Genomic DNA, 25,143 nt, shown 5'->3' with positions numbered 1-25,143 from the left:
GGCGCGGGATTACGCGCGGTGCGTCAGGCGCCCGCCGAGGAGCGTCGCAGTTACGGGCATGCCTCGCAGGGCCGTCTCATCGGCGCACAGCGGGTCGCGTCCGACGATCGCGAGGTCGGCGAGGTCTCCCGGCTCGATGCGCGCGGGCACGGCCGAGCCGCCGCGCGTGGACGCCGCCAGCGCCGTCGCGGCGTCCACCCGCTGCTCGGGCTGCCAGGCGTCGCGGCCGTCGCGCGTGCGGAACACCGCCGAGGCCATCGCCGCCCACGGATCGAGTGGCGACACGGGTGCATCGGAGCCGAACAGCAGGTTCGCGCCGATGTCGGCGAAGGCGCGGAGCGGGTATGCCTGCGCGGTCTGGCCGGCCCAGATGCGGTCGGTCAGGTCGCGATCGTCCAGGGCGTGCTCGGGCTGCACGCTCGCGCCGATGCCGAGGCGGGCGAACCGCGGGATGTCGGCGTGCGCGACGAGCTGCGCGTGCTCGATGGTGCCCCAAGCACCGGTCGCGGCGAACGCGTCGAGCGCGTGCGAGTTCGCGACGTCGCCGATCGCGTGGATGGCCGAGGCGATGCCCGCCGCTGTCGCCCGCGTCATCAGGTCGACGAGCGTGGCGAGATCGACGGTGAGCAGGCCGTGGTTGGGCGGATCGCCGGGATACGCGTGCGAGCACGCGGCCGTGCGGGTGCCGAGCGATCCGTCGGTGATGACCTTGAGCGGGCCGACACGGACGAGATCGGATGCTGCGCCCCGAGGGACGTCTCCGGATCGGAGCCCGTCTGCGATCGCGCGATCGAGGAACTGAGGGTAGATCCCGAACGAGATGCGCAGCGCGTCGAACCCGGCGGCGAGGCGACGAGCCCAGGCGTCCTCGTTCCACGACATGTCGAGGTCGACCAGGCCCACGACGCCGCGGGCCGCGGCATCCTGCGCCATCCGCGCGACGAGCGGGTCGGACACCGCCGCGTCGACGGCGTTGAGCCTGCGGGAGATCTCGAACGCCGGCTCCTCGCGGAGGAGGCCGGACCCGTCCGGCTCGAACCCCTCGCGCCGCAGGGCGGCCGAGTTGAGCCACACGCTGTGCACATCGGCGTTGATGAGGTAGGTCGGGACCTCGCCCGTCGCGGCGTCGAGCAGAGCGAGGTCGGGCTTGTCGGGCCAGAACGCGTCACGGAAACCGCTGCCGACGCGGCGCCCGTCGGGCATCGGGTCCTCGGCTTGCATGAGACTCGCCGCCTGCGCGGCGGACGCCGCCCCTGCGAGCGGCACGCGCTGGGCCGAAAGGGCCCACTGCACGGTGTGGACGTGATGGTCCCAGAGCCCCGGGATCACCCAGCCGCCGTCGACGTCGAGCACGTGCCCGCGGCGCGGGAGTGCCGCTGCGGGCGCGATGTCGACGACGAGACCGTCCTCCAGGTGCACGTCGACCGGATCCGCACCGAACGGGTCGGTGCGGTCGGAGCCGGTGAGACGCGCGTTCGCGATGACGTCGACGGTTTCGCCGCGCGCCGCCGTCACCGAGCGGCCTTCCGGGTCTCGAAGTCGCGCCGCATCTCTGCGGCCAGGCGCGGGTCGGCGTACGGGCTCGCGCCGGCCTCGAGCTCCATGATGACGGTCTCGATGGTCTCGTCGGGCTTGTTCTGGCTCAGCTTGCGCTTGCCGACGACCTTCGTCGGCGTGAGCCGGAAGCCCGCGGTGCCCCTCTCGAGCCGGCGCACGTACTCCGGGTCATTCGGCGGCTCCCACATCAGGCGGGGCTGCGCCAGGCCGCTCTCGAAGCGCGCGACGAGGCGCTCGAGCACCTCGAGGTTCTCCTCCGGTGCGAGCAGCTCCGGGATGCCGCTGAGGTGTGCCGAGACGAAGTTCCAGGTCGGGACGCTCTGCGCGTCGCCGTACCAGCCGGGCGAGATGTACCCGTGCGGCCCCTGCACGACCACGAGCAGCTCACGCTCTCCGAGCCCGTGGATGAGATCGTCGGGCTTGCCGACGTGGCCGACGATCGTCAGATCTTCGCGGTCGGCGTCGAGGAGCACCGCGTAGTGCGAGGCGACGAGCCCGTTCTCGGTCGACGAGACGATCGTGACCCACGGATTCTGCTCGATGAGCCGGCGGATCTCGCCGACATCCGACATCGCGAAGCTCGGGTTCTGACGCATGCGCCCAGCCTATTCGCGCAGCCTGCCGCCGCGGATCGTCGTCATGCCTGGCAGCGCGGGCACCAGTAGAGCTTCCGCCCCGCCGCCTCCTCGACGACGATCGCGGTGCCGCACACCCGGCACGGCAGCCCGGCGCGGTGGTAGACCCAGTGGCGGTCGTCGCGGCTGGCCATCGCCGCGCGGTACGCCTCGGCGTCGAGATCGTCCATCGTCATCATCTGCCCGGTCTCGACGCCGATGGCGAGCAGTCGCACCCAGTCCCGCCAGATGTCGCGCACGACCTCCTCGGGGACGTCGCGCCCCGGCGTGTGCGGATTCTGGCGCGCTCGGAACAGCAGCTCGGCGCGGTAGACGTTGCCGATGCCGCTCACGACGTTCTGGTCCATGAGCAGCAGGCCGATGGACGTCGGCTTGCGACGCACGACCGAAGTGAAGAGCTCCTCGCCCTCGGCCACATCGTCGACGAGCGGGTCGGGGCCGAGCTTTGCGATGGTGGCGGCGACCTCGTCCGGGGTCTGCAACTGGCACGCCGTCGGTCCGCGCAGGTCGGCGCACGTGACGTCCGTGAGCAGCCGCAGGCGCACCTGGCCGACCACGGGCGGCGGCCACTCGTCGCCCTCGTCGGCGAGCCCGGTGGTCTGCTCCGACATGCGCACGTGCACGCGGGTGCGCCGCGGGGCGCCGATCGAGGTCAGCGAGTTCTCCCCCGCGCTGTCGAGGATCGGGTCGTCGAGTTCCGTGCCGCGCTGGTTCGTCTGTCCCATGCGGCCATTGGCCGAGGCGATCGTCGGATCGACCAGGATCTCACCCGCGAAGTCCCACGCCCCGTACATGCCCAAGTGCACCCGCAGCCAGAGGTCATCGTCGAACTCGAGGAACATCTGCTTGCCGACGGCCCGCACCGACGTCGCGGTGCGTCCGCTCAGGATCTGCGCGCCCTCGGCGAAGCGGCCCTGGGGGCTCGACGCCGCGACTGCGCGCCCGACGAAGTTGCGGTCGAACTGGCGGGCGATGCGATGGACGGAATGCCCCTCGGGCACGGCTCAGCCGGCTTCGGGGTCGAATGAGCTGTCGTCGGCGGCGAGGACGTCCGGCTGCCCGGCGGCGGTGCGGGGGTCGGGCTCGAGGGCGCCGTCCTCCTCGTAGGCCGCGAGCTGGGCGATGCGGCGCGCGTGGCGCTCCTCGCCCGAGAACGGCGTCGCGATGAAGCGGTCGATGAAGGTCGCCGCCTCGTCGAAGGTGTGCTGGCGCGCGCCGATCGCGATGACGTTGGCGTCGTTGTGCTCGCGGGCGAGCTCAGCCGTGGCGATGCTCCACGCGAGGGCGGCACGCACGCCCACGACCTTGTTCGCGGCGATCTGCTCGCCGTTGCCCGAGCCGCCGAAGACGACGCCGAGCGCCTCGATGCCCGCGGTCTGGTCGCGTACGACGGCCTGGGCGGCCCGGATGCAGAACGCGGGATAGTCGTCGAGCGGGTCGTACTCGATCGGGCCGTGGTCGACGACCTCGTGACCGGCGGCCGCGAGGTGGTGCTGCAGCTGCGTCGAGAACTCGAGGCCGGCGTGGTCGGTCGCGATGTGGATGCGCATGGGCTCAATCCTAAAGAGGGCGGGAGGCGGAGGACGAAGGATGCTGCGGCCGCGGCGAGCGGTGCGCTCAGGCGGTTCGCTCGCTCAGGGCGCGATGCCCGCGGCTGCCGGCTTGAAGCCTGCGCGCACGTTCTCGCAGCAGGCGGGACGACAGACGTCGAACCAGGGTCCGAGGTCGGTCGCGTGGGGCCGTTCCCCCGCAGGCGTGCCGTTCAGGCGCTCTTCGACGAGGTCGACCAGCCCCGACACGAACACCGGGTCGACGCCGGGCGTGGGCGTGCGCACCGCGCGGATGCCGGCCTCGGCCGCGGCATCCATCGCCTCGGTGTCGAGGTCCCACAGCACCTCCATGTGGTCGCTCATGAAGCCGAGCGGCACGATCGCGACCGCCTGCACACCGGCCGCGGGCAGCTCGGCGATCACGTCGTTCACGTCGGGCTCGAGCCACGGCTGGCTCGGCGGGCCGGACCGCGACTGGTAGACGAGATCCCACGCGACGCGGTCGGCGCCGGGAACCTCTGCGGCCACGGTCGCCATGACCACCTCGGCCACCGCGAGGTGCTGCGCGGCGTAGGCGCCGCCCTCGCCCAGCTCGCGATGCCGCTCGTCGCCCGCGCGCGGACCGGAGCGCTCGGCATCCGCCGTCGGAATGCTGTGGGTCGAGAACAGCACCCGCACGCCCTCCGGTGCGATGCCGTCGGCGAGGAAGGCGGCCACCGCGTCGCGCACGCCGTCGACGAAAGGCTGCACGAAGCCCGGGTGATCGAAGAACTGACGCACCTTGTCGATCGTGACGCGCCCGGCGAGGTCCGTCTCCGTCAGCACGCGCGCGAAGTCCTCGCGGTACTGGCGGCAGCTCGAGAAAGACGAATAGGCGCTGGTCGCGAGTGCCAGGAGGTTCGTGTGACCGGCGTTCGCGGCATCCGTCACGGCCTCGCCCAGGTAGGGCGCCCAGTTGCGGTTTCCCCAGTAGACGGGCAGGTCCAGTCCGCGCCGGGCGAGCTCGGTCTCGAGGGCCGCCTTGAGGGCGCGGTTCTGCGCGTTGATCGGGCTCACGCCGCCGAAGTGACGGTAGTGGTGCGCGACCTCTTCAAGGCGCTCATCGGGGATGCCGCGCCCGCGGGTGACGTTGCGGAGGAAGGGGATGACATCGTCCTGACCCTCGGGACCGCCGAAGCCGGCGAGGAGGAGGCCGTCGTAGGCGACAGGCTGCTCGACGAAGGGCGAACCGGGCGCGGCGGCAGGAGAGGCGAAGGGGACGACGTGCTGCTCGGGAGAAGTCACCCCTCCATCCTGGCACCGCGTGCGGGTGCTTTCAGTCACGGGATCGGGCGTTCGCGGGCCCGCTGGCATAGGCTGGGACGGTTGTCATCGGTGCCAGCAGCGCTGGTGGCGGCCGCCGGATCGAGCGCTCGCGCGACGAGCCGATCGACCACCTCCGTCATCCTCACCCATGGGAGCCACAGCAGTGCCTGGAGAGAACCTCACCCGCATCGAGGCGCAGGAGCGCCGCGCGATCGTCGACACGCAGTCGTACGAAGTCGCGCTCGACCTGACGAAGGGCGCCGAGGTCTTCGGATCGCGCTGCGTCGTCCGCTTCACCGCGACGCCCGGTGCCGCGACGTTCATCGACCTGATCGCGCGCGAGGTGCGTGAGATCACCCTCAACGGCCACTCGATCGACCCCGCCACGGCGTTCGCCGACTCGCGCATCGCGCTCGGCGACCTGGCCGCCGACAACGAGCTCGTCATCGACGCGGACTGCCTTTACACGAACACCGGCGAGGGCCTGCACCGCTTCGTTGACCCGGTCGACGACGAGGTGTACCTCTATTCGCAGTTCGAGGTGCCCGACTCCCGCCGCGTCTTCGCGGTGTTCGAGCAGCCCGACCTCAAGGCGACGTTCGCCTTCACGGTCACTGCTCCCGAACCGTGGAAGGTCGTCTCCAACTCCCCCACCCCCGAGCCGAACAAGCACGGCGACGGCACCGCGACCTGGCGCTTCGAGCCGACGCCGCGCATCTCGTCGTACATCACGGCCCTCATCGCCGGCCCCTACGAGGCGACCTTCTCCGAGCTGATCAGCTCGTCGGGCCGCGTCATCCCGCTCGGCGTCTACGGCCGCAAGAGCCTCTGGCAGTTCCTCGACGCCGACTACATCTTCGACAAGACGCGCCAGGGCTTCGCCTACTTCGAGGAGAAGTTCGACTACGCCTACCCGTTCGCGAAGTACGACCAGCTCTTCGTACCCGAGTTCAACGCGGGCGCGATGGAGAACGCCGGCGCCGTCACCTTCACCGAGACGTACGTCTTCCGCTCGAAGGTGACGGACGCCGTCAAGGAGCGTCGCGTCGTCACCATCCTGCATGAGCTCGCGCACATGTGGTTCGGCGACCTCGTCACCATGAAGTGGTGGAACGACCTGTGGCTGAACGAGTCGTTCGCCGAGTGGGCGTCGACGATCGCCACCGCCGAGGCGACCGAGTGGACCGAGGCGTGGACCACGTTCAACGCGATGGAGAAGACCTGGGCGTACCGCCAGGACCAGCTCCCCTCGACGCACCCGGTGGTCGCGCAGATCAACGACCTCGAAGACGTGCAGGTCAACTTCGACGGCATCACGTACGCCAAGGGCGGCTCGGTGCTCAAGCAGCTGGCCGCGTGGGTGGGCATCGAGGCCTTCTTCGCGGGTGTCGCCGCGTACTTCAAGAAGCACGAGTGGTCGAACACCGAGGTGGGCGACCTGCTCGCCGAGCTCGAGGCCACGAGCGGTCGCGAACTGTCGACGTGGTCGAAGAAGTGGCTCGAGACGGCGGGCGTGAACACGCTCTCGCCCGAGATCGTGACGGATGTCGACGGCACCATCACGCGGTTCGCGATCGTGCAGACAGCCCCCGCGGACTACCCGACGATCCGCCCGCACCGTCTCGGGGTCGGCTTCTACGAGCTCCGGGGCGAGGCTCTGGTGCGCGTGCACCATGTCGAGCTCGACGTGGACGGCGACCTCACCGAGGTGCCCGAGCTCAAGGGGCACAAGCGCCCGGCGCTCGTGCTGCTGAACGACGAGGACCTCGCCTACGCGAAGATCCGCCTCGACGACCGGTCCCTTCAGACTGCGATCGACCACCTCGGCAAGATCAGCGACCCGCTCGCCCGCTCGCTGGTGTGGGGTGCCGCTTGGGACCAGACACGCGATGCCGAGGCATCCGCTTCCGACTACGTCGACCTGGTGCTGCGCAACATCGGCGCAGAGACCGAGTCGACCACCGTCCGCACCACCCTCGCGCAGCTGCAGCTCGCCGCGAACTCGTACGTCGCGCCCGAGAAGCGCGACATCACGCGCGCCAAGGTCGCCGACGCGCTGTGGAAGCTCGCCGAGAGCGCCGAGGCCGCAAGCGACAGCCAGCTGCAGTTCGTGACCGCGTTCGCGTCCGCCGCGGCCACTCCCGGCCAGTGGGAGAAGGTCCGTCAGCTGCGCGACGGCGAGACGACGTTCGACGGGCTCGACATCGACACCGACCTCTCGTGGCAGCTGCTCGTGTCGCTCGCCGCCGGCGGGGTCGTGACGGCGGCCGACATCGACGAGGCCCTCGCAGCCGACAACACCGCCAAGGGCGGCGAGTTCGCCGCGCAGGCCAAGGCGGCGCTGCCGTCGGCGGACGCGAAGGCGGCGGCATGGTCGTCGCTCGTCGACAACGACGACCAGCCCAACACGATCGTGCGGGCCGCCGCTCTCGGCTTCGTGCACCCCGCAGGACGCGGACTGCTCGCCGACTTCGTCGCGCGCTACTTCGCGTCGCTGCTGCCCATCTGGAACTCGCGCACGTACCAGATCGCGCAGTACCTCATCGTGGGTCTGTACCCCGCACCGCTCGCCGACGTCGCACTGCGCGACGCCACGCGCGCGTGGCTCGAGGCGAACGGCGACGCCGCTCCCGCCCTCCGCCGTCTCGTCGCCGAGAACCTCGCGGGCGTCGAGCGTGCGCTGTCGGTGCAGGACCGCGACGCCCAGTAGGCAACGACGACGGATGCCTCGACCCGGCCACATGGCCGGGTCGAGGCATCCGTCGTCTTCGGCACCCTGGTACCACTCCGTGGCCGATTGTTCATCCCGAAGGCTGACGCGCACGGGCACAGCTGACTCATAGCGTTGTGGGCATGATCGTTGCAGAACAGCTCACGAAGCGCTTCGGAGACAAGACCGCGGTGTCCAACGTGTCGTTCACCGTGCAGCCGGGGAAGGTCACCGGGTTCCTCGGTCCGAACGGCGCCGGCAAGTCGACCACCATGCGGATGATCGTCGGCCTCGACCGCCCCACATCCGGCACGGTGACCGTCGCCGGCCAGGACTACGCGCGCCTGCGCTCACCGCTGACCGAGGTCGGCGTCCTGCTCGACGCGAAGGCCGTGCACACGGGTCGCTCGGCCCGCAACCACCTGCGCGCCATGGCCGCGACCCACGGCATCGGCCGCGCGCGCGTCGACGAGGTGATCGAGCTCACCGGCATCTCGTCGGTCGCCGGCAAGCGGGCGGGCAAGTTCTCGCTCGGCATGGGCCAGCGGCTGGGCATCGCGGCGGCGCTGCTCGGCGATCCGCGCACGCTCATCCTCGACGAGCCCGTGAACGGCCTCGATCCCGAGGGCGTGCGGTGGGTGCGCCAGTTCGTGCGGCACCTCGCCGCCGAGGGGCGCACCGTCCTGCTCTCCAGCCACCTCATGAGCGAGATGGCGCAGACGGCCGACCACGTCATCGTGCTCGGCCGCGGGCAGGTGCTCGCCGATGCCGAGCTGTCCGAGCTCGTCCAGGCGTGGACCACGAACAACGTCATCGTGCGCTCGCCGCGCCTGCCGGAGCTCGTCGCCGCCCTCGCGGGCCCCGACGTCACCGTGACGGCGTCGTCCCCCGGGGCCGCCGAGATCTCGGGCGTCACCGCCGCGTCGATCGGCGACCTCGCCGCCTCGCTCGGCATCCCCGTCCACGAGCTCATCCCCCGCACCGGATCACTGGAAGACGCCTATCTGGCCCTCACCGGTGACGCCGTCGAGTACACCTCCAAGGAGATCGCATGACCGCCCTCGCCCCCGCCACGCGTGCCGACGCCGGAGCGCGCGCCGCGTCGCCCTACCGCCTGACGTTCGCGAATCTGCTGCGCAGCGAGTGGATCAAGATCACGACGCTCCGCTCGACGTGGTGGTCGCTCGCGATCACCGCTGTGCTGTCCATCGGCATCTCGATGATGATCGCGTCGGCGTCCGCCCAGTTCGGCGGCGGATTCCCCGCGGTCAGCGCGATCCTCTCGCCGACACAGTTCACCATGCTCGTCGCCGGCATCCTCGGCGCGATCGTCATCACCGGCGAGTACTCGACCGGCATGATCCGCTCGACACTCACCGCCGAGCCGCGGCGCGGCGCCGTCGTCGTGGCGAAGGCCGTCGTCACCGGTGTGCTCATCGCGCTGACGACGGTGGTGACCTACGCCCTCGCGATCGCGGCGACCGCCCCCTTCCTCGCCGAGGGGATCGACTGGTCGGAACCTGCGCAGTCGATCGTGCCGCTCGCGCTGGGCGTGCTCTCGATGGTGGTCTTCACCCTCATCGGTCTCGGGTTCGGATTCCTCCTGCGCAACGGCGCCGGAGCCATCGCGGTGACCGTCGGCGTCCTGTTCGTCCTGCCCATCGTGTTCAGCCTGTTCTCGATGTTCGGTGAGAGCTGGAGCTGGATCGCCGATCTCGCCGAGTACCTCCCGATGAATGCCGCGTCCGCGGTGACCGCTCCGGGCGCGGAGGACCTCGCCGTCCCGCTGGTCACCCTGGCTGCCTGGGGCCTCGTGCCCCTCGTGGGCGGCTGGGCGGTGCTGCGCGGACGCGACGCGTAGAGTCGACCGAATGCCGCGATCCGCCAGCCAGGCCGTCGTCGGTGCCGCTCCCGGCGCCGACGACGGCCTCCTGCTGCCGCGACCCCCGGGGGTCTTCCGGCGCTTCTGGGCGAGGCATCCGCTAGCCGCCGATGTGATCGTCGCGGCCCTCGCGTTCCTGCTGTCCGCACCCGCTGCCGCGTTCCGCTCCGAATACCCGATCCCCCCGACGCCGCCGCAGACGGTGTACGCGATCGTCGTGGTCGTCGGCGCCTGCGTCGCCCTGGTGTTCCGCCGCTCGAGGCCGCTCCTCGTCTTCGCCGCGGCGGCGCTGCCCCTGGTGATCCTGCCGCCGAGCCTGGTCCCGGTGTCCCACGTCCTTCCGGCTTTCGCGATCTACGCGGTCGCGGTCTATCGGTCGGTGCGGTCGTGCTGGATCGCCTTCGCGACGGCGACCGGGCTGATGGCCGTCTACACGGTCATCGCCGGCCTCGCGGATCCGACGACGTGGGGCTACCTGATCACTTCGCTGGTCTCGGGCGCGATCGCCATGCTCATCGGAGCGTTGATCGGGATCAACGTCGGCAACCGGCGGCGGTACCTCGAGGCGCTCATCGACCGATCCCGCCAGCTGCTCGTCGAACGCGATCAGCAGGCGCGCCTGGGTGCCGCCGCCGAGCGCACGCGGATCGCCCGCGAGATGCACGACATCGTCTCGCACAACCTGACCGTCATCGTCGCCCTCGCCGAGGGGGCGACCGCGACTGCGGATCCGGCCCGCGCGCGGGCGGTCACCGCGCAGATCGCCGACACGGCACGCGGCGCCCTGACCGAGATGCGTGCGATGCTCGGCGTGCTGCGCGATCCCGAACTGTCCCCCGACGCGCCCCTCGCGCCGGTCGACGCGGCGTCGGTCGCGGATGCGGTCGAGTCGGCGCAGCGCGCCGGGTTCCCCGTCGTGCTGCACGTGGAGGGGCGCCTCGACGATGTCCCCGCGGAGGTGAGGTTCGCCGTGGCGCGCATCGTGCAGGAATCCCTCACCAACGCGATGCGGCACGCCCCCCTCGCCACCACGATCGACGCGCGGATCGCCGTGCGGGCGGATGCCGTCGAGCTCGACATCATGAACGACGGCGTGCGGCCGCGGGCCGAAGCCGCGGATTCGCCCGGGGGCGCGGGGTTCGGCCTCCCGGGGCTCCGCGAGCGCGCGGCGCACGTGGGCGGCTCGCTGCAGGCCGGACCCGTCGACGGCAGACGGTGGGCCGTGCGTGCTTCCCTCCCGCTGCCGGCACAGGCGAGCGCGACGGCCGACCGGGAGGAGAACACGACATGACGACACGCATCCGCGTCCTCCTGGTCGACGACCAGGAGCTCATCCGGCTCGGCTTCCGTCTGGTGCTCGAGGCCGAACCGGACGTCGAGGTGGTCGGTGAGGCGGCAGACGGCGACGAAGCCATACGTGCGGTGGCGGCGCACGCACCGGATGTGGTGCTGATGGACATACGGATGCCGCGCACCGACGGCATCGCGGCCACCCGATCCATCGTCGCCGCGCACCCGTCGACGCGCGTTCTCGTGCTCACCACCTTCGACCTCGACGAGTACGCCGTGGGAGCGCTCGATGCCGGCGCCAGCGGATTCCTCCTCAAGGACGCGCACCGCTCCGAGCTCACCGCGGCGATCCGTGCCGTGCATCGGGGCGACGCGGTGCTGGCGCCGTCGGTCACACGGCGGCTCATCGACCGGCTCCACGCGGCCCCGCCCGTCACGGAACCCCCGAGGCCGGCGGGCGACCCGACGGCCGAGCTCACCCACCGCGAGCGGGAGGTGTTCCTCGCGATCGCGCGCGGGATGAACAACGCCGAGATCGCGGGCCATCTGTTCCTCAGCGAATCGACGGTGAAGACCCACGTCGGCCGCGTGCTGGCCAAGATCGGGGCGCGCGACCGGGTTCACGCCGTGATCCTCGCCCACCGTCATCGGCTGGTCGACGAGTCCGCGCCGCCCGACGGTGAGCGGTCCACAACCTGAGCGCCGCCCAGGCTGAGCGCACCCTCACCTCGTTAGGATCGAGACGATGATCAGCCTCCCTCTCGACACCGTCCGTGTTGCCGAAACCGTCGACTTCACCGATGCCGGACTGTGGCAGAAGGTCGGCGAGTTCTTCGTCAGGGCCGGCTGGAACCTGCTCACCGTCGCCGGCATCATCGTCGGCGCATTCATCCTCGCCTGGATCCTCCGGTTCGTGATCCACCGGGTCGTCGGCCGCATCGTCAACGGCGCCAAGAACAAGGCGAACGTCGACGACACCCAGGCGCTCGAGCGGTCACCGCTCGCGTCGGTACGGCTCGTCCAGCGAACGCGCACGCTCGGTTCGATCCTCGGCAACATCGTCAACGTGACGATCGTGATCGTCGCGCTGCTGCTGATCATCAACGTGCTGGCGCCGACCGCGCTCGGATCGCTCACGCTCCTCACCGCCGCCATCGGCGCCGGCCTCGGCTTCGGCGCGCAGAACATCGTGAAGGACGTGCTCAACGGCATCTTCATCGTCGCCGAGGATCAGGTGGGGATCGGCGACGTCGTCGACCTGGGACTGGCGACCGGCATCGTCGAGTACGTCAGCGTCCGCGTGACGCACGTGCGCGATGTCAACGGCACGCTCTGGTACGTCCGCAATGGCGAGATCACCCGCATCGGCAATCTCTCGCAAGGATGGTCGCGGGTCATCCTCGACCTCTCGGTGGCCGCCGACTCCGACATCGGCGAGGTCGAGAAGGCGATGCTCGACACCGCCAAGGAACTCGCAAAGGATCCGAAGTGGCGCACGCGCATCCTCGAACAGCCCGAGGTGTGGGGGCTCGAGTCGATCTCGGGCGACGCGCTCGTCATCCGTCTCGTCATGAAGACCCGCGCGAACGCGAAGGACGACGTGGCACGCGAGCTGCGCATGCGCCTGAAGCACACGATCGACGACATGGGGATCACGCTGCCCGCCCTCACCGCGGTCATGCCGAGCGGCCTCGAGGGCGCGCAGCGTGTCCGCGGCGCCAACCCGCCCAGGACCAAGCCCACGCCGGTCGCTTCCACGCCGGAGCGCCCCGTGTGGAAGCCGAAGCGCACCCCCAAGAAGCCGTCGACACCGTCCACGGGCGATGAGTCCGGCCCGACCACCGGAGGAACCCCATGACGGACCCGGCCACCCCGCTGAGCTTCTACGACGAGGTCGGCGGCCACGACACGTTCGTGCGGCTCGTCGACGCGTTCTACCGAGGAGTCGCCGAGGACGAGGTCCTGCGCCCCATGTACCCCGAGGAGGACCTCGGCCCGGCGCAGGAGCGGCTCACACTGTTCCTCGAGCAGTACTGGGGCGGTCCGACGACGTACAGCCAGCAGCGCGGCCACCCCCGGCTGCGCATGCGTCACGCGGCGTTCCACGTGGACCCTGACGCGCGCGACCGCTGGCTCGCGCACATGCGGGTGGCCGTGGACGAACTCCAGCTCCCGCCCCTCCACGAGGCCACTCTCTGGGACTACCTGCAGCGCGCCGCGTATGCCATGGTGAATACCTTCGAGCCCTCGGGCATCGGACCCGCCGCAGGACCCCGGGCTGCGGCATCCCTTCCCGTCACGGCGGCGCCGCCGGCCGACACCGACCCCGCTCGCTGAGCTTCGCCTCAGCCCCCTCGCCGACGAAGGAGTCGACATGCCCTCCCACCACACCGACATCCTCGTCATCGGATGGGGACTCGCCGGCCTCGTCGCCACCGCGGAGGCGGTCGCGGCGGGCAAGCGCGTGACGATCGTCGACCAGGAGCCCCGGTCGAACCTCGGCGGACAGGCGTGGTGGTCGTTCGGCGGCCTCTTCTTCGTCGACTCGCCCGAGCAGCGGCGCCTCGGCATCCACGACTCGCTCGAGCTCGCTCGGCAGGACTGGTTCGGCAATGCCGGGTTCGACCGCGACGAGGACCTCTGGCCCCGCCGCTGGGCCGAGGCCTACCTGCAGTTCGCGCACGAGGAGAAGCGCGCGTGGCTGCGCGAGAAGGGCGTCGGCTTCTTCCCGATCGTCGGCTGGGCGGAGCGAGGCGGATACACCGCGACCGGTCCGGGCAACTCGGTGCCGCGCTTCCACATCACGTGGGGCACCGGGCCCGGGATCGTGGCGCCGTTCCAGGCGGCTGTGGAAGCCGGCGAGGCCGACGGCCGCGTGACGATCCTCCCCCGCCATCGCGTCACCGCCCTCACTGTCGACGGTGGCGTCGTCACGGGCGCCGCGGGTGACGTGCTGGCTCCGTCCGGCGCCGCGCGCGGCGTCGCGAGCTCACGGGAAGTCGTCGACAGCTTCGAGGTCACGGCGGACGCGACGATCGTGTCGTCCGGGGGCATCGGCGGAAACCACGACCTCGTCCGCCGGTGGTGGCCGCAGCGCCTCGGCACTCCTCCCGCGACGATGGTCACCGGGGTGCCGGCGTATGTCGACGGCTCGATGCAGCCCGTGTCGGAGGCAGCGGGCGCGCGCCTGATCAACGGCGACCGCATGTGGCACTACGTCGAGGGCATCCAGAACTGGGATCCGATCTGGCCGGATCACGGCATCCGCATCCTTCCCGGCCCGTCGTCGGTGTGGGTCGACGCGACGGGCAATCGGCTGCCGGTGCCGCTCTTCCCCGGCTTCGACACATTGGGCACGCTCGCACACCTGCGCGCCACCGGGCACGACCACTCGTGGTTCGTGCTGTCGCAGAAGATCATCGAGAAGGAGTTCACGCTGTCCGGCAGCGAGCAGAACCCCGACCTCACCGGCAAGGATGTCAAGCTCCTCGCGAAGTCCCGCCTCGGAAAGGGCGCCGCCGGTCCCGTGCAGGCGTTCATGGATCACGGCGCCGACTTCGTGGTGCGCGAGAACCTCGACGACCTCATCGCGGGCATGCAGTCGCTCCCCGGCGGCGACGTGCTCGACGCCGACCGCGTCCGGTTCGAGGTCGAGGCTCGCGACCGTGAGATCGACAACGACTTCACCAAGGACTCCCAGATCGCGATGCTGCGCTCGGCGCGCGCGTTCCGCGGCGACCGCCTCATCCGCACCGCGAGCCCGCACCGCATCCTCGACCCCAAGTCGGGGCCGCTCATCGCCGTGAAGCTGCACGTGCTCACCCGAAAGTCCCTGGGCGGCATCGAGACCGACCTGTCGGGCCGCGCCCTCGGTGCCGGCGGCGAGCCCGTTCCCGGCCTGTACGCCGCGGGCGAGGCGAGCGGCTTCGGCGGCGGCGGCATCCACGGCTATCGCGCCCTCGAGGGCACTTTCGTCGGCGGATGCCTCTTCTCGGGGCGGGTCGCCGGGCGCGCGGCGGCGGCCGTGTGACCGCGAGGGCCGGGCTCAGTTCGCGGACGATCCCGTACGACGCACGGGCGTGAGTCCGGTCGCCACCGGTCCGCGCACCAGCACGTGCCCCCGGCTGAGGCTCACACGCGTCCATGGTCCGCTCGCGAAGACCCGAGCGGTCTCGCCGCCGCTGATGAAGCCCAGGCTCAGTGCTGCGAAAGCGACGCCGAGCGGCAGACCGCCCAGCTCGTCGTCGGGCGCACCCCACACGGCTGCGCGGACGGTGCGCACCACGTCCTCGCCGGCATCCGTCGGCACCGTGTCGGCGACGCGGGCGATCCCCCCTTGGGCCTTGGCGGCGAGCGTCGAGGCCTCGATGCCGGGCCGCGCGTCCCAGCCGCTGCGCGGCGGGGTGATGCCCGCCCAGGCGGGCGACAGGGCGGTCTCGGGAAGCGAGAGCGCGCGCGGATCATCGGCGGCCGCAGACAGGGCGGATGCCTCGACCACGAGGTCGCACACGAGTTCGGGGTCCGCGTTCAGTGAACGGAGTGCAAGGACGGTCGGGGTCGGATCCCCGAAGCCGCGCGGTGCGAGCGGTGCCGCGGTCATCGCCAGGATCCCGCCGGAGGCCTGCAGTCGCACGCCCTCGACGGTGAAGCGCGCCGCCCGACCCGCGAAGGTGAGGGCGTCGGCGGCGGACTCGGGATCGGCGAGCAACAGGCGCGGTGACATCGCCCTCTAAGCTACCAAGCGGACTTACGGGCGGCCGCCGCCCCGGAGAGGAGCACCGTGGATGCCGAGCCGAACGCCGAGACCGCGCCGGAGAAGGATCCGGTCGCCTCGATGCTGTCGGTCATCGATCTGAGCGCATCCGATGCGCGCACCACGGAGGACATCTTCACCGGCACATCGCAGTCGATGCCACTCGGGCGCGTCTACGGCGGCCAGGTGCTCGCGCAGTCCATCGTCGCCGCATCGCGAACGATCCCCGAGGAGCGCGTCGTGCACTCGATGCACGGATACTTCCTCCGCCCCGGCGACTCGGCGAAGGGCATCACGTTCTCGGTGGACCGCATCCACGACGGCCGCTCGTTCTCGACCCGGCGCACGCAGGCCTTCCAGGAGGGGGTCCCCATCTTCTCGATGATCGCGTCCTTCCAGGACGAGGATCCGGGGCTCGAGCATCAGGAGCCGATGCCGGAAGACGTACCCGCGCCCGAGGACCTCCCCGACATCGAATCGCACCTCGCCGGCCTGCATCCGAGGTCCAAGCGGCTCTTCACCGATCGACCGGTGGATCTGCGGCACGTTCCGGCGCCGATCTATGTCACGGCGGACGCCGAGAAGGCGCCGCGCCAGGCGGTCTGGATGCGCGTTCGTCGCCCGATCCCCGACGATCCCGCGCTTCACCGCGCCGCGCTCGCGTATTTGAGCGACCTGACCATCCAGGAGTCGATCCTGCGCGCACATGGCGTCTCATGGGCGACGCCGGGTCTGAAGGTCGCGAGCCTCGACCACGCCATGTGGTGGCATCGGTTCGGCCGCGCGGACGAATGGATGCTGTACGTCCAGGAGTCCCCGAGCGCCCGCGGTGGCCGGGGCCTGGCGTCAGGACGGATCTACGCCGCCGACGGCACTCTGCTGGCCAGCGTCGCCCAGGAGATCATGGTCCGGGTTCCCGGGGCCGGCGGCGACGCCGGCTGACTCGGTCGGCCGGTCAGCGCCGGTGGGCGCCGGTCAGCGCCGGTGGGCGTAGTGGATCGGCTCGCCGACGTAGGGGCCCCACGCCGCGCGCTCCTCGCCCGTGAGGCGGAGCGGGCGCCCGGTCTCGGCATCCACTTTCACGATGACCGTGGTGGCGCGGGCGTACAGCGTTCGACCGCCGGCAGCGGACGGGACCGGGCTGTAGACCTCGTAGCAGACCTCTATGCTCGACCCGCCCAGCTTGCCGAACCACATCTGCACGTCGAGCGGATGCCGCTGATACGGGACGGGCGCCAGGTACTCGATCTCCTGCCGGGCGATGAGCGTCAGCATCCCGCTGAAGATGCTCGAGTCCAGCACCGCCGTCGACGGCGCGTCCTCGCCAGGCTCGGGGAGCCAGAACGCCCGCACGCGGGCCTCTTCGAGCAGCTTCAGCATCGACGTGTTGTTGACGTGGTTGAACGCGTCGAGGTCTCCCCATCGCAGGTGGACGGGGATGTGCAGGCGGCGGTCGCCGGCCGCGGCTGCGACCGCCGCGTCGCCCATCTCAGTCACGCGTGAGCTTGCGGTACGCGGTGCGGTGGGGACGCGCCGCCTCCGCGCCCAGACGCTCGACCTTGTTCGCCTCGTACGCCTCGAAGTTCCCCTCGAACCAGTACCACTGGTCGGGGTTCTCGTCGGTGCCTTCGTAGGCGAGGATGTGGGTCGCGATGCGGTCGAGGAACCAGCGGTCGTGCGTGATGACCACCGCACACCCGGGGAACTCGAGCAGCGCGTTCTCGAGCGACTGGAGGGTCTCGACGTCGAGGTCGTTCGTCGGCTCGTCGAGGAGCAGCAGGTTGCCGCCCTCCTTGAGCGTGAGCGCGAGGTTGAGGCGGTTGCGCTCGCCGCCGGAGAGCACTCCGGCCTTCTTCTGCTGATCAGGACCCTTGAATCCGAACTTCGACACATAGGCGCGCGAGGGGATCTCGGTCTTGCCGACCGTGATGATGTCGAGCCCGTCCGACACGACCTCCCACAGCGTCTTGTTGGGGTCGATGCTGGACCGCGACTGGTCGACGTAGCTGATCTTGACCGTCTCGCCCACCTTGAGGTCGCCGCCGTCGAGGGGCTCGAGTCCCACGATGGTCTTGAAGAGCGTCGTCTTGCCCACGCCGTTTGGGCCGATGACTCCGACGATGCCGTTGGGCGGGAGCGTGAAGCTCAGCCCGTCGATGAGCGAGCGGCCGTCGAAGCCCTTCTGCAGCTTCTTCGCCTCGATCACGACGCTGCCCAGGCGCGGCCCGGGCGGGATCGTGATCTCCTCGAAGTCGAGCTTGCGCGTGCGATCGGCCTCGGCCGCCATCTCCTCGTAGCGCGCGAGACGCGCCTTCGACTTGGCCTGGCGCCCCTTCTGGTTCGAGCGCACCCAGTCCAGCTCCTCAGCGAGGCGCTTGGCGAGCTTGGCGTCCTTCTTGCCCTGGATGGCGAGCCGCTCGGACTTCTTCTCCAGGTAGGTCGAGTAGTTGCCCTCATAGCCGATCAGGCGCCCGCGGTCGACCTCGGCGATCCATTCCGCAACGTTGTCGAGGAAGTACCGGTCGTGTGTGATCGCGATGACGGCGCCGGCGTACTTCTGCAGGTGCTGCTCGAGCCACAGCACGCTCTCGGCGTCGAGGTGGTTCGTGGGCTCGTCGAGCAGCAGCAGGTCGGGCTTCTGCAGCAGGAGCTTGGTCAGCGCGACACGGCGCTTCTCACCACCCGAGAGCGGGCCGATCTGGGCGTCGCCCGGAGGCGTGCGCAGCGCGTCCATCGCCTGCTCGAGCTGGGAGTCGAGATCCCAGGCGTCCGCGGCGTCGATCTCTTCCTGCAGCACGCCCATCTCGGCGAGCAGTGCGTCGAAGTCGGCGTCGGGGTCTGCCATGAGCCCCGAGATCTCGTTGAACCGGTCGACCTTCGCCTTGATCGCGATGCCGTCCTGGATGTTCTCGAGGACCGTCTTGGTCTCGTCGAGCTCGGGCTCCTGCATCAGGATGCCGACCGTGAACCCGGGGCTCAGCTTCGCCTCACCGTTGGACGGCGTGTCGAGCCCGGCCATGATCTTCAGGATCGTCGACTTTCCGGCGCCGTTGGGGCCGACCATGCCGATCTTCGCGCCGGGGAGGAACGCCATCGTGACGTCGTCGAGGATCAGCTTGTCGCCGACGGCCTTACGGGCGCGGACCATCGAGTAGATGTACTCAGCCATGCGGGTTTCTGCTCTCTTTGGACTTCAGACGTCAGCGTCCCAGCCTACCGGGCGACGCGACGAGCGGCGTGAGCCGACTCGCGTCCGTCCTGGTGTGAGCGGCGGGCTGACCTCACCAGTCGATGGGCCGCGTCTGCCCGACGAGGCAGGTCCCCTCGGCGAGCACCGGCACCACGACGGTGACCGGGTCACCCGTCGCCGGGCCCACCTGGCCGATCAGGCACTGATCGTTCCAGCGCACCGAGAACTGGATGCTCTCGGCGGGATTGCCCACGGTCGATTGATCCTGGGTCACCTGCATCGCGGCTTTGTCGAACCCTGCCGCAGCGAGCGCGTCGATGTACGCCCGCCCCGTCACCCGGGCGTCCGTCGCCCACACCGCAGCAGTGACCGACGAGAACAGCGGGAGGTTGTCCTCCGCGGTTCCGTCCGGCACGAGCGCGGGCGCGGCCGGTGTCGTCGGCGTTGCGCTCGGGCTCGGCGCGCCGTCGGTGGCGGTCGCGGTGGGGGTCGGCGTCGACCGCGGGTCGCCGGGGCTGCACGCCGTGAGCACCCCGACGAGCGCGGCGGTCAGGATCACCCGCGCGGCGCGCCGTGAACGCAGATCGAAGCGAGCGCGGGGCGGGAGGTCTCGGGCCACGGGGAGAGTTTAGGGCCGCCGGCCCCGCGCACGCTGAATGCCTCAGAAGGGCGCCTCGATGCCGTCCGTCGACGAGTCCCCGCTCGCCCCGACTGCGACGAGCATCGGCCTCGCGGCCGGTTCGACCTCGCCCGCGGGCCCGCCATCGATTCCGGGGGCCGCCCACACGTCGCCGCCCGCCGGAGCCGGCCGCGCCTGGGCGGCGTCGATCGCAGCGCCGCGGGAATCCTTCACGAACGTCGTCGTCCCCCAGAGCAGGTCGTGTCCGATCGCCTCGGCGTCGATCTCGATCGCCGTGCCACGCCGCGTCCCGTTGTCCCATTCCCGCAGCCGGAGGCGGCCCGTGAGGATCACCCGATCTCCCTTCTGCAATGACTGGTAGGCGTGGTCGGCGAGCGAACGGAACACCGACACGGTGTACCAGTTCGTCCCGGCGTCGGTCCACGCCTCCGTTTCGCGGTCGTAGCGGCGCTGACCGCTCGCGACCCGGAAGGTGGTGATCGGCACCCCGGCCGGCGTCCGTTTCAGCTCCGGAGGTGTCGCCACATTGCCGGTGATCGTGATGTTGTCGCCTCTGTCGCTCATCGCTCATCCTCTCTGTCACCCGAGGACCCTCCTCGGTCCTGCCGGCGCCCCGTGCCCGAGGACGCCGGCAGTGGATCCAGACTCGCCGCCCCGATGCGCTCGACGTGCGGCGTGCGGGCGATCTGTGGACAGCGGCACTGTGCGCTCGGCTGGGGAGGAAACGCCGGAGGACATCGCCGCTCTGAATGTCGGCGGTCGTAGCTATGTTCGACAGCGAAGGAGGCATCATGTCCACTCCCGTCGAAACCCGCACATCTGGCGCTCCGCTGCTCAGGTCGCGGACCAGCATGCGTCTGGTCGCTGCGGCACCTTGCCTGTGGCGGGTGGTGGAACCGGGCGGCCGCGTGATCGGCCATCTCCAAGTAGTCGCACAGGCGGGCGGCGTCCGCTTCCGCGCGCGGCGTTACAGCCCCGCAGCTCACGTCTTCCGTGATCTGGGCGATTTCTGGAACGCGGACGACGCGGTCGAGTGCCTGGCGTTCGCCCGCTGAACCAGGTACAGCGGGCAGGAGCGCCGCCCGGTGGTTCAAATGACGGCGCCGACCTGCTCCCCGAAGGTCGAGGGCGCGCCGGCACGGACCGATGACCAGGCGTCCGCGAGCACGTCTGCGGCGCGCACCATCTCCTCGGGCGGGGCGGTGAACGGCACGCGGAGGTGTCGCTCATGTCCGCCCTCCACGGAGAAGCGCGGCCCGGCGCTCAGCAGCACGCCGCGCGCCCGCGCCTCGAGGACCAGCGCGGAACTGAGCGGCGCACCCAGCTCGATCCAGAGTGAGACGCCACCGTGCACTTCAGGGACGTCCCACCCGGGCAGACGCTCCCCCAGCGCGCGTACCAGCGCGTCGCGACCCGATCGCAGCAGTTCCGATCGCTGCCGGACGATGTCGTCGAACTGCGAGTGCAGCCGGGTGGCGATCGCCTGCTCGAACTCGGGCGTGCCGAGGTCGTGCGCCGGCCGCGCCGCGACCAGCCTGCGGATCAGGTCGCCGTCGGCGCGCACCCATCCGAGCCGCAGCCCGCCCCACACCGTCTTGCCCAGGGAGCCGATGCGCACGACCGTCCCGGGCTCGGACGCCGCGAAGCCGGCCGCGAGCGGCCCGCGGTCGATGTCCAGCTCCGCGGTCGTCTCATCGAGGACGAGCACCGATCCCGACCGCTCCCCCGCCGCGAGCATCGCCTCACGCTCTCCGACGCTCATGCTCCGGCCGGTGGGATTCTGGAAGTCGGGCATCAGGTACGCCATCACGGGAAGCGTGCGTGCGAAGGCCTGCTCCGCCCGATCGAGGTCCCAGCCCTCCTCGGTCATGACGGGGACGCCCACCAACCGGGCGCCGGCCCGGCGGAGAGCGTCGGCCGCGTGCGGATAGGTCGGTGTCTCGACCAGCACGCGGTCGCCGCGGCCGATCAGCACGGTCGACACGAGATGGATCGCACTCTGGGCGCCCGTCGTCACGAGCACCTCATCAGGGCGCGTGGGCACCCCGCGTGCGGTGTACCGGTCGGCGATCGCCTCACGCAGCTCGATGCGCCCGAGGACGTCGTACCCCACGCGCGACACCAGCGCCGACGCACCGCCTGCCATCTCAGCCATGATCCCGGCCAATCCCGGCCATGCGGGCGGGCTGGCCTGCTGGAGATCGATCATCCCCTCGCCGGCGTCGGCGCGCCCGGGCTCCCGGCGTCCGAGCGGCAGCGTGACGCTGCCCGATCCGCGCAGACTCGCGATGTGGGCCGTCTCCCGAAGGCTCCGATAGGCCGCCGCCACCGTGCTGCGGCTCACGTGAAGGGCGGACGCCAGCTCACGCTCGGCCGGCAGGGCGGTGCGAGGGGCGAGGCGGTTGTCCAGGCAGAGCAGACGGATGCCGTCCGCCAGCGCTTCGTACGCAGGCTCGCGCGTGCGCCAGCCGCCGAGGGCTGCCGCCAGGGCGCGCGCGGAGATGCGGGAGTCCATGAGGCCAGAGTAGTCGCATTGGACTGGACTCAGCGATCCAATACTGCGATTGGATAGCTCCATGCCGCGCCGAATCATCCAGCTGCTCGTCGGCCTCTTCCTTTACGGAGCGGGTTGCGCCCTGACCGTCGAAGCCGGCCTCGGCGTCGATCCCTGGACCGTCTTCGCTCAGGGGCTCTCCGTCCGCACCGGGATCGGAATCGGCTGGATCACCAATATCGTGGGCTTCTTCGTGCTCCTGCTGTGGATTCCGCTCCGGCAGAAGCCGGGAGCCGGCACGATCGCCAACATCCTCCTGGTCGGCACCAGCATGCAGATCGTCCTCGGTGTCGTCCCGCCGGTATCGGGGTTCGTCGCTCAGTTCGCGACACTGTCGGGCGGGATCGTCCTGGTCGCGTTCGCATCGGGCCTGTACATCGGGGCGCATTTCGGCCCCGGGCCCCGCGACGGACTGATGACAGGCATGCACGCGCGCCTCGGCTGGCCGATCTGGCTGTGCCGTGCACTGGTCGAGGTGTCGGTGCTGATCGCGGGATGGCTCCTCGGCGGCACGGTCGGGATCGGCACGGTGCTGTTCGCGATCCTGATCGGCCCGCTGGTGCACGTCGCACTGCCACTGCTGGACACCCGCAGGCGCACGCGCGTCGCCGCCGAGCGCTCGGCGTGACGCGTCACCCGACGGCGCGCCCGCGACCGGGCGCGCCGTGCGGGTCAGTGCTCGCGGAACATGGGCCAGTCGCTGCCCGGCGTCATGTGCGAGTGCAGTGCGCTCTTCGCGATCTCCATCGTCGGGTATGTACCCGTCGCCTCGCTCGCGCCGGCCATCGTGACCGTGTAGCCGTCGTCATCCTTGCGGATGCTTCCGGCGACGCCCGATGCTCCGTAGGCGACCCAGAGAGGGTGGTGCGTCTGCGTGGTGCTCATCGGTGAACTCCTTTCGATGCCTCCGGTGCTGACGGTACGCCGAGAGACCGTCGTCCGCCAGCGTCCGCGACGGCGTGGTGCGACCCGGTAGTGTGGAAGGACCTTTCCCTCCGTAGCTCAGGGGACAGAGCGAGCGGTTTCTACCCGCCAGGTCGGGGGTTCGAATCCTCCCGGAGGGGCGAACGGGTCCGGCGTGGGAGTCGGCACCCGAGTCCAGGCCCGTGGGATGTCTGGACTAGTGACAAGGATGGAGCACATGGTGGGTGCATCCGAGAACGACCGTCTGGTGTGGATCGACTGCGAGATGACCGGGCTCGACCTGGGCGTGGACGAACTGGTGGAGATCGCTGTGGTCATCACCGACTTCGAGCTGCGCACTCTCGATCCGGGATTCTCCGTCGTGATCAAACCCGACGACTCGGCGCTGGCGAACATGAATGAGTTCGTGACCAATATGCACCGCAGCTCCGGGCTGCTCGACGAGATCCCGCACGGCGTGAGCCTGGCGGACGCCGAGTTCCAGGTCCTCGAATACATCCAGCGGTTCGTCCCGCTCGAAGGCAAGGCCCCTCTCGCCGGCAACACCATCGGCACCGACCGGATGTTCCTGGCGAAGTACATGCCGCGGGTCGACCGGTGGCTCCACTACCGCAACGTCGACGTGTCGAGCATCAAAGAGCTCTCACGCCGCTGGTACCCGCGCGCGTACATCCACGCACCCGCGAAGGACGGCGGTCACCGCGCCCTGGCCGACATCCTCGAGTCGATCCGCGAACTCGCCTACTACCGCCAGGCGGTGTTCGTTCCGGAGCCCGGTCCGACGAGCGACGGCGCGCGCGCAGCCGCTGCCTCCGTCGTGTCGTCGTTTGCTCCGGAGGTGTGAGAGAATCGTCTGGTTGCCCGCGCGAGCGGGAGACGTGGTGGGTATAGCTCAGTTGGTAGAGCACCTGGTTGTGGTCCAGGGGGTCGCGGGTTCAAGTCCCGTTACTCACCCCAAATCGATCGAATGGGGCGCGTCTTACGCGCCCCATTCGCGTAGAAGCGGGGCATCATGATGGAGATGGATGCCGCGACCTTCGAGACGCTCGTGATCGACGAGCTGGATGCGCTCCCGGACGACATGGTCGAGGGGCTCGACAACGTCGTGTTCGTGGTCGAAGACCGACCCGAGGACGGCAGCCTCGACCTTCTGGGACTCTACGACGGCTGGGCGCTGACCGAGCGCGAGCGCTACGGGATCGGCGAGCTGCCCGACCGCATCATCGTGTACCGGGAGCCGCACCTCGCGGTCTGCGACGACGAGGACGAGCTGCGCGACGAGGTGCATACGACGCTGGTGCACGAGATCGCGCACTTCTACGGAATCGATGACGACCGCCTTCACGAGCTGGGGTGGGCATGATGGCAGCGCTCGCCACACCCTCGGTCGACGAGGACATCCACCTCTCCGAACGCGCAGATCCTGCGCGCCCCTGGCAGACCGTCGTCTGGGACGATCCGGTCAACCTCATGAGCTATGTCACGCACGTGTTCCGCGAGTACTTCGGCCTCGCCCGCCCTGACGCCGAGCGCCTCATGCTCGCGGTACACAACGAGGGACATGCCGTCGTCTCTCGCGGCCCCCGCGAGCAGATGGAGTTGCACGCGCAGGCGATGCACGACTACGGCCTGTGGGCCACCGTGAGACAGGAGCCCCGATGAGCGCCCGGATCGTCGTGCTCGAGCTCGCCCGCCTCGAGGCCGCCCATCTCGCGGGCCTGGTCGGCCAGTTTGCCGAACTGCTGCGCGATTCCGCGCCTGACGACGGCGACCCCGCCATCGCCCGGCTGGTGCCGTCGGCCTACTCGGACGACGAGGACGCGGCGCGGGAGTTCCGGGCGTTCACGCAGTCCGACCTGCTCGACCGGCGTGCCTCCGACGCAGGTCTCGTGCTGGCATCCCTGCAGGACGCGGCCGAGATCCCGGAGGACCCCGACGACCCGGCACTGCTGGAGCAGGTGGAGATCAGGCTCGCCCCCGAGACGGCTCAGGCCTGGTTGCGCACCCTCGCCGCCGTCCGCCTGGTGCTCGCCACCCGCCTGGGCGTCGTCGACGAGGACGACCACGAGCACGATGATCCGCGATTCGGCGTCTACGACTGGATCGGGTACCGGCTCGACGGTCTCGTGGCGGCTCTCGACAGCGAGGACTGA

Annotated in this window: 27 protein-coding genes and 2 tRNA genes; 17 read left to right on the top strand and 12 right to left on the bottom strand. The window is 70.4% G+C overall.

The features are described 5' to 3' along the window. Window positions 1–9: 9 nt before the first annotated feature. The 5 genes from AC3A46_RS02585 to AC3A46_RS02565 all read right to left on the bottom strand — a co-directional run bounded on the left by AC3A46_RS02585 (window position 10) and on the right by AC3A46_RS02565 (window position 5,095). Complete coding sequence (locus AC3A46_RS02585) at window positions 10–1,515, bottom strand: amidohydrolase (RefSeq protein ID WP_487663665.1); 1,506 nt, start codon at window positions 1,513–1,515, stop codon at window positions 10–12. Next, window positions 1,512–2,153: an FMN-binding negative transcriptional regulator gene (locus tag AC3A46_RS02580; RefSeq protein WP_487663664.1), complete on the bottom strand. Its 642-nt coding sequence runs from the start codon at window positions 2,151–2,153 to the stop codon at window positions 1,512–1,514. Before AC3A46_RS02580 ends, AC3A46_RS02585 begins: the two co-directional genes overlap by 4 nt. Before the next feature lie 41 nt (window positions 2,154–2,194). Beyond that, the gene (locus AC3A46_RS02575; RefSeq protein ID WP_487663663.1) at window positions 2,195–3,193 is read right to left on the bottom strand and encodes an Fpg/Nei family DNA glycosylase; all 999 of its coding nucleotides are present in this window, start codon (window positions 3,191–3,193) and stop codon (window positions 2,195–2,197) included. A gap of 3 nt (window positions 3,194–3,196) precedes the next feature. Then, window positions 3,197–3,742 carry a ribose-5-phosphate isomerase gene (locus AC3A46_RS02570; RefSeq protein ID WP_487663662.1) on the bottom strand — a complete coding sequence of 182 codons (546 nt, stop codon included), beginning with the start codon at window positions 3,740–3,742 and terminating at the stop codon, window positions 3,197–3,199. A gap of 84 nt (window positions 3,743–3,826) precedes the next feature. Beyond that, on the bottom strand, window positions 3,827–5,095 hold the full coding sequence (locus AC3A46_RS02565; RefSeq protein WP_487663661.1) for a ferrochelatase: 1,269 nt from the start codon (window positions 5,093–5,095) through the stop codon (window positions 3,827–3,829). A gap of 115 nt (window positions 5,096–5,210) precedes the next feature. On the opposite strand from AC3A46_RS02565, the gene pepN reads away from it, so the two are divergent. The 8 genes from pepN (at window position 5,211) to AC3A46_RS02525 (ending at window position 14,959) form a co-directional block, all read left to right on the top strand. Beyond that, window positions 5,211–7,757, top strand: a complete 2,547-nt coding sequence (gene pepN / locus AC3A46_RS02560) for an aminopeptidase N (protein WP_487663704.1) — start codon at window positions 5,211–5,213, stop codon at window positions 7,755–7,757. A 143-nt stretch (window positions 7,758–7,900) separates the two neighbouring features. Continuing rightward, complete coding sequence (locus tag AC3A46_RS02555) at window positions 7,901–8,812, top strand: ABC transporter ATP-binding protein (RefSeq protein WP_487663660.1); 912 nt, start codon at window positions 7,901–7,903, stop codon at window positions 8,810–8,812. Further along, complete coding sequence (locus AC3A46_RS02550) at window positions 8,809–9,618, top strand: ABC transporter permease (RefSeq protein WP_487663659.1); 810 nt, start codon at window positions 8,809–8,811, stop codon at window positions 9,616–9,618. The genes AC3A46_RS02555 and AC3A46_RS02550 overlap by 4 nt, the downstream gene beginning before the upstream one ends. Before the next feature lie 10 nt (window positions 9,619–9,628). Beyond that, window positions 9,629–10,930, top strand: a complete 1,302-nt coding sequence (locus tag AC3A46_RS02545; protein WP_487663658.1) for a sensor histidine kinase — start codon at window positions 9,629–9,631, stop codon at window positions 10,928–10,930. Beyond that, entirely contained in the window at window positions 10,927–11,628 is a 702-nt protein-coding gene (locus AC3A46_RS02540; RefSeq protein WP_487663657.1) for a response regulator transcription factor, read from the top strand. The genes AC3A46_RS02545 and AC3A46_RS02540 overlap by 4 nt, the downstream gene beginning before the upstream one ends. Before the next feature lie 46 nt (window positions 11,629–11,674). Continuing rightward, complete coding sequence (locus AC3A46_RS02535; RefSeq protein WP_487663656.1) at window positions 11,675–12,787, top strand: mechanosensitive ion channel family protein; 1,113 nt, start codon at window positions 11,675–11,677, stop codon at window positions 12,785–12,787. Further along, on the top strand, window positions 12,784–13,266 hold the full coding sequence (locus tag AC3A46_RS02530; RefSeq protein ID WP_487663655.1) for a globin: 483 nt from the start codon (window positions 12,784–12,786) through the stop codon (window positions 13,264–13,266). The genes AC3A46_RS02535 and AC3A46_RS02530 overlap by 4 nt, the downstream gene beginning before the upstream one ends. Before the next feature lie 37 nt (window positions 13,267–13,303). Then, complete coding sequence (locus AC3A46_RS02525; protein WP_487663654.1) at window positions 13,304–14,959, top strand: FAD-binding dehydrogenase; 1,656 nt, start codon at window positions 13,304–13,306, stop codon at window positions 14,957–14,959. A 15-nt stretch (window positions 14,960–14,974) separates the two neighbouring features. Here AC3A46_RS02525 and AC3A46_RS02520 read toward each other — a convergent pair whose 3' ends face one another. Further along, on the bottom strand, window positions 14,975–15,652 hold the full coding sequence (locus AC3A46_RS02520) for a DUF8185 domain-containing protein (protein ID WP_487663653.1): 678 nt from the start codon (window positions 15,650–15,652) through the stop codon (window positions 14,975–14,977). A gap of 111 nt (window positions 15,653–15,763) precedes the next feature. On the opposite strand from AC3A46_RS02520, the gene AC3A46_RS02515 reads away from it, so the two are divergent. Beyond that, the gene (locus AC3A46_RS02515) at window positions 15,764–16,624 is read left to right on the top strand and encodes an acyl-CoA thioesterase (protein WP_487663703.1); all 861 of its coding nucleotides are present in this window, start codon (window positions 15,764–15,766) and stop codon (window positions 16,622–16,624) included. A 33-nt stretch (window positions 16,625–16,657) separates the two neighbouring features. On the opposite strand, the gene AC3A46_RS02510 is transcribed toward AC3A46_RS02515, so the two are convergent. From AC3A46_RS02510 to ssb, 4 genes are all read right to left on the bottom strand, one after another. Next, entirely contained in the window at window positions 16,658–17,170 is a 513-nt protein-coding gene (locus AC3A46_RS02510; protein WP_487663702.1) for an acyl-CoA thioesterase, read from the bottom strand. Between the two features lies 1 nt (window position 17,171). Then, window positions 17,172–18,851 carry an energy-dependent translational throttle protein EttA gene (ettA, locus tag AC3A46_RS02505; protein ID WP_487663652.1) on the bottom strand — a complete coding sequence of 560 codons (1,680 nt, stop codon included), beginning with the start codon at window positions 18,849–18,851 and terminating at the stop codon, window positions 17,172–17,174. 112 nt (window positions 18,852–18,963) lie between these two features. Next, window positions 18,964–19,491, bottom strand: a complete 528-nt coding sequence (locus tag AC3A46_RS02500; RefSeq protein WP_487663651.1) for a DUF6993 domain-containing protein — start codon at window positions 19,489–19,491, stop codon at window positions 18,964–18,966. 42 nt (window positions 19,492–19,533) lie between these two features. Continuing rightward, on the bottom strand, window positions 19,534–20,076 hold the full coding sequence (gene ssb, locus AC3A46_RS02495; RefSeq protein ID WP_487663650.1) for a single-stranded DNA-binding protein: 543 nt from the start codon (window positions 20,074–20,076) through the stop codon (window positions 19,534–19,536). A 227-nt stretch (window positions 20,077–20,303) separates the two neighbouring features. Here ssb and AC3A46_RS02490 point away from each other — a divergent pair, with 227 nt between their 5' ends. Beyond that, the gene (locus AC3A46_RS02490) at window positions 20,304–20,567 is read left to right on the top strand and encodes a hypothetical protein (protein WP_487663649.1); all 264 of its coding nucleotides are present in this window, start codon (window positions 20,304–20,306) and stop codon (window positions 20,565–20,567) included. A 35-nt stretch (window positions 20,568–20,602) separates the two neighbouring features. Here AC3A46_RS02490 and yczR read toward each other — a convergent pair whose 3' ends face one another. Continuing rightward, the gene (yczR, locus tag AC3A46_RS02485; RefSeq protein ID WP_487663648.1) at window positions 20,603–22,027 is read right to left on the bottom strand and encodes a MocR-like transcription factor YczR; all 1,425 of its coding nucleotides are present in this window, start codon (window positions 22,025–22,027) and stop codon (window positions 20,603–20,605) included. Between the two features lie 61 nt (window positions 22,028–22,088). Here yczR and yczE point away from each other — a divergent pair, with 61 nt between their 5' ends. Further along, window positions 22,089–22,694, top strand: a complete 606-nt coding sequence (yczE, locus tag AC3A46_RS02480) for a membrane protein YczE (RefSeq protein ID WP_487663647.1) — start codon at window positions 22,089–22,091, stop codon at window positions 22,692–22,694. A 44-nt stretch (window positions 22,695–22,738) separates the two neighbouring features. Here yczE and AC3A46_RS02475 read toward each other — a convergent pair whose 3' ends face one another. Beyond that, a complete protein-coding gene (locus tag AC3A46_RS02475; RefSeq protein ID WP_056367484.1) occupies window positions 22,739–22,951 on the bottom strand; it encodes a hypothetical protein in 213 nt (70 codons plus the stop codon). 106 nt (window positions 22,952–23,057) lie between these two features. Between AC3A46_RS02475 and AC3A46_RS02470 the strand changes: the two genes are divergently transcribed. The 6 genes from AC3A46_RS02470 to AC3A46_RS02445 all read left to right on the top strand — a co-directional run bounded on the left by AC3A46_RS02470 (window position 23,058) and on the right by AC3A46_RS02445 (window position 25,143). After that, window positions 23,058–23,130, top strand: a tRNA-Arg gene (locus AC3A46_RS02470). A 77-nt stretch (window positions 23,131–23,207) separates the two neighbouring features. Continuing rightward, window positions 23,208–23,834, top strand: coding sequence for an oligoribonuclease (orn, locus tag AC3A46_RS02465; RefSeq protein WP_056367485.1), 627 nt, complete (start codon window positions 23,208–23,210; stop codon window positions 23,832–23,834). A 37-nt stretch (window positions 23,835–23,871) separates the two neighbouring features. After that, a tRNA-His gene (locus AC3A46_RS02460) sits at window positions 23,872–23,947 on the top strand. 58 nt (window positions 23,948–24,005) lie between these two features. Next, a complete protein-coding gene (locus AC3A46_RS02455; protein WP_082496959.1) occupies window positions 24,006–24,353 on the top strand; it encodes a metallopeptidase family protein in 348 nt (115 codons plus the stop codon). Further along, on the top strand, window positions 24,350–24,652 hold the full coding sequence (gene clpS, locus AC3A46_RS02450; RefSeq protein WP_487663701.1) for an ATP-dependent Clp protease adapter ClpS: 303 nt from the start codon (window positions 24,350–24,352) through the stop codon (window positions 24,650–24,652). Before AC3A46_RS02455 ends, clpS begins: the two co-directional genes overlap by 4 nt. After that, on the top strand, window positions 24,649–25,143 hold the full coding sequence (locus tag AC3A46_RS02445) for a DUF2017 family protein (RefSeq protein ID WP_487663646.1): 495 nt from the start codon (window positions 24,649–24,651) through the stop codon (window positions 25,141–25,143). Before clpS ends, AC3A46_RS02445 begins: the two co-directional genes overlap by 4 nt.

This window comes from Microbacterium sp. Soil_C_42 (genome assembly GCF_057656735.1).
Note: the sequence above shows the minus strand (reverse complement) of the source record. Positions and strands in the feature narration are given on the sequence as shown.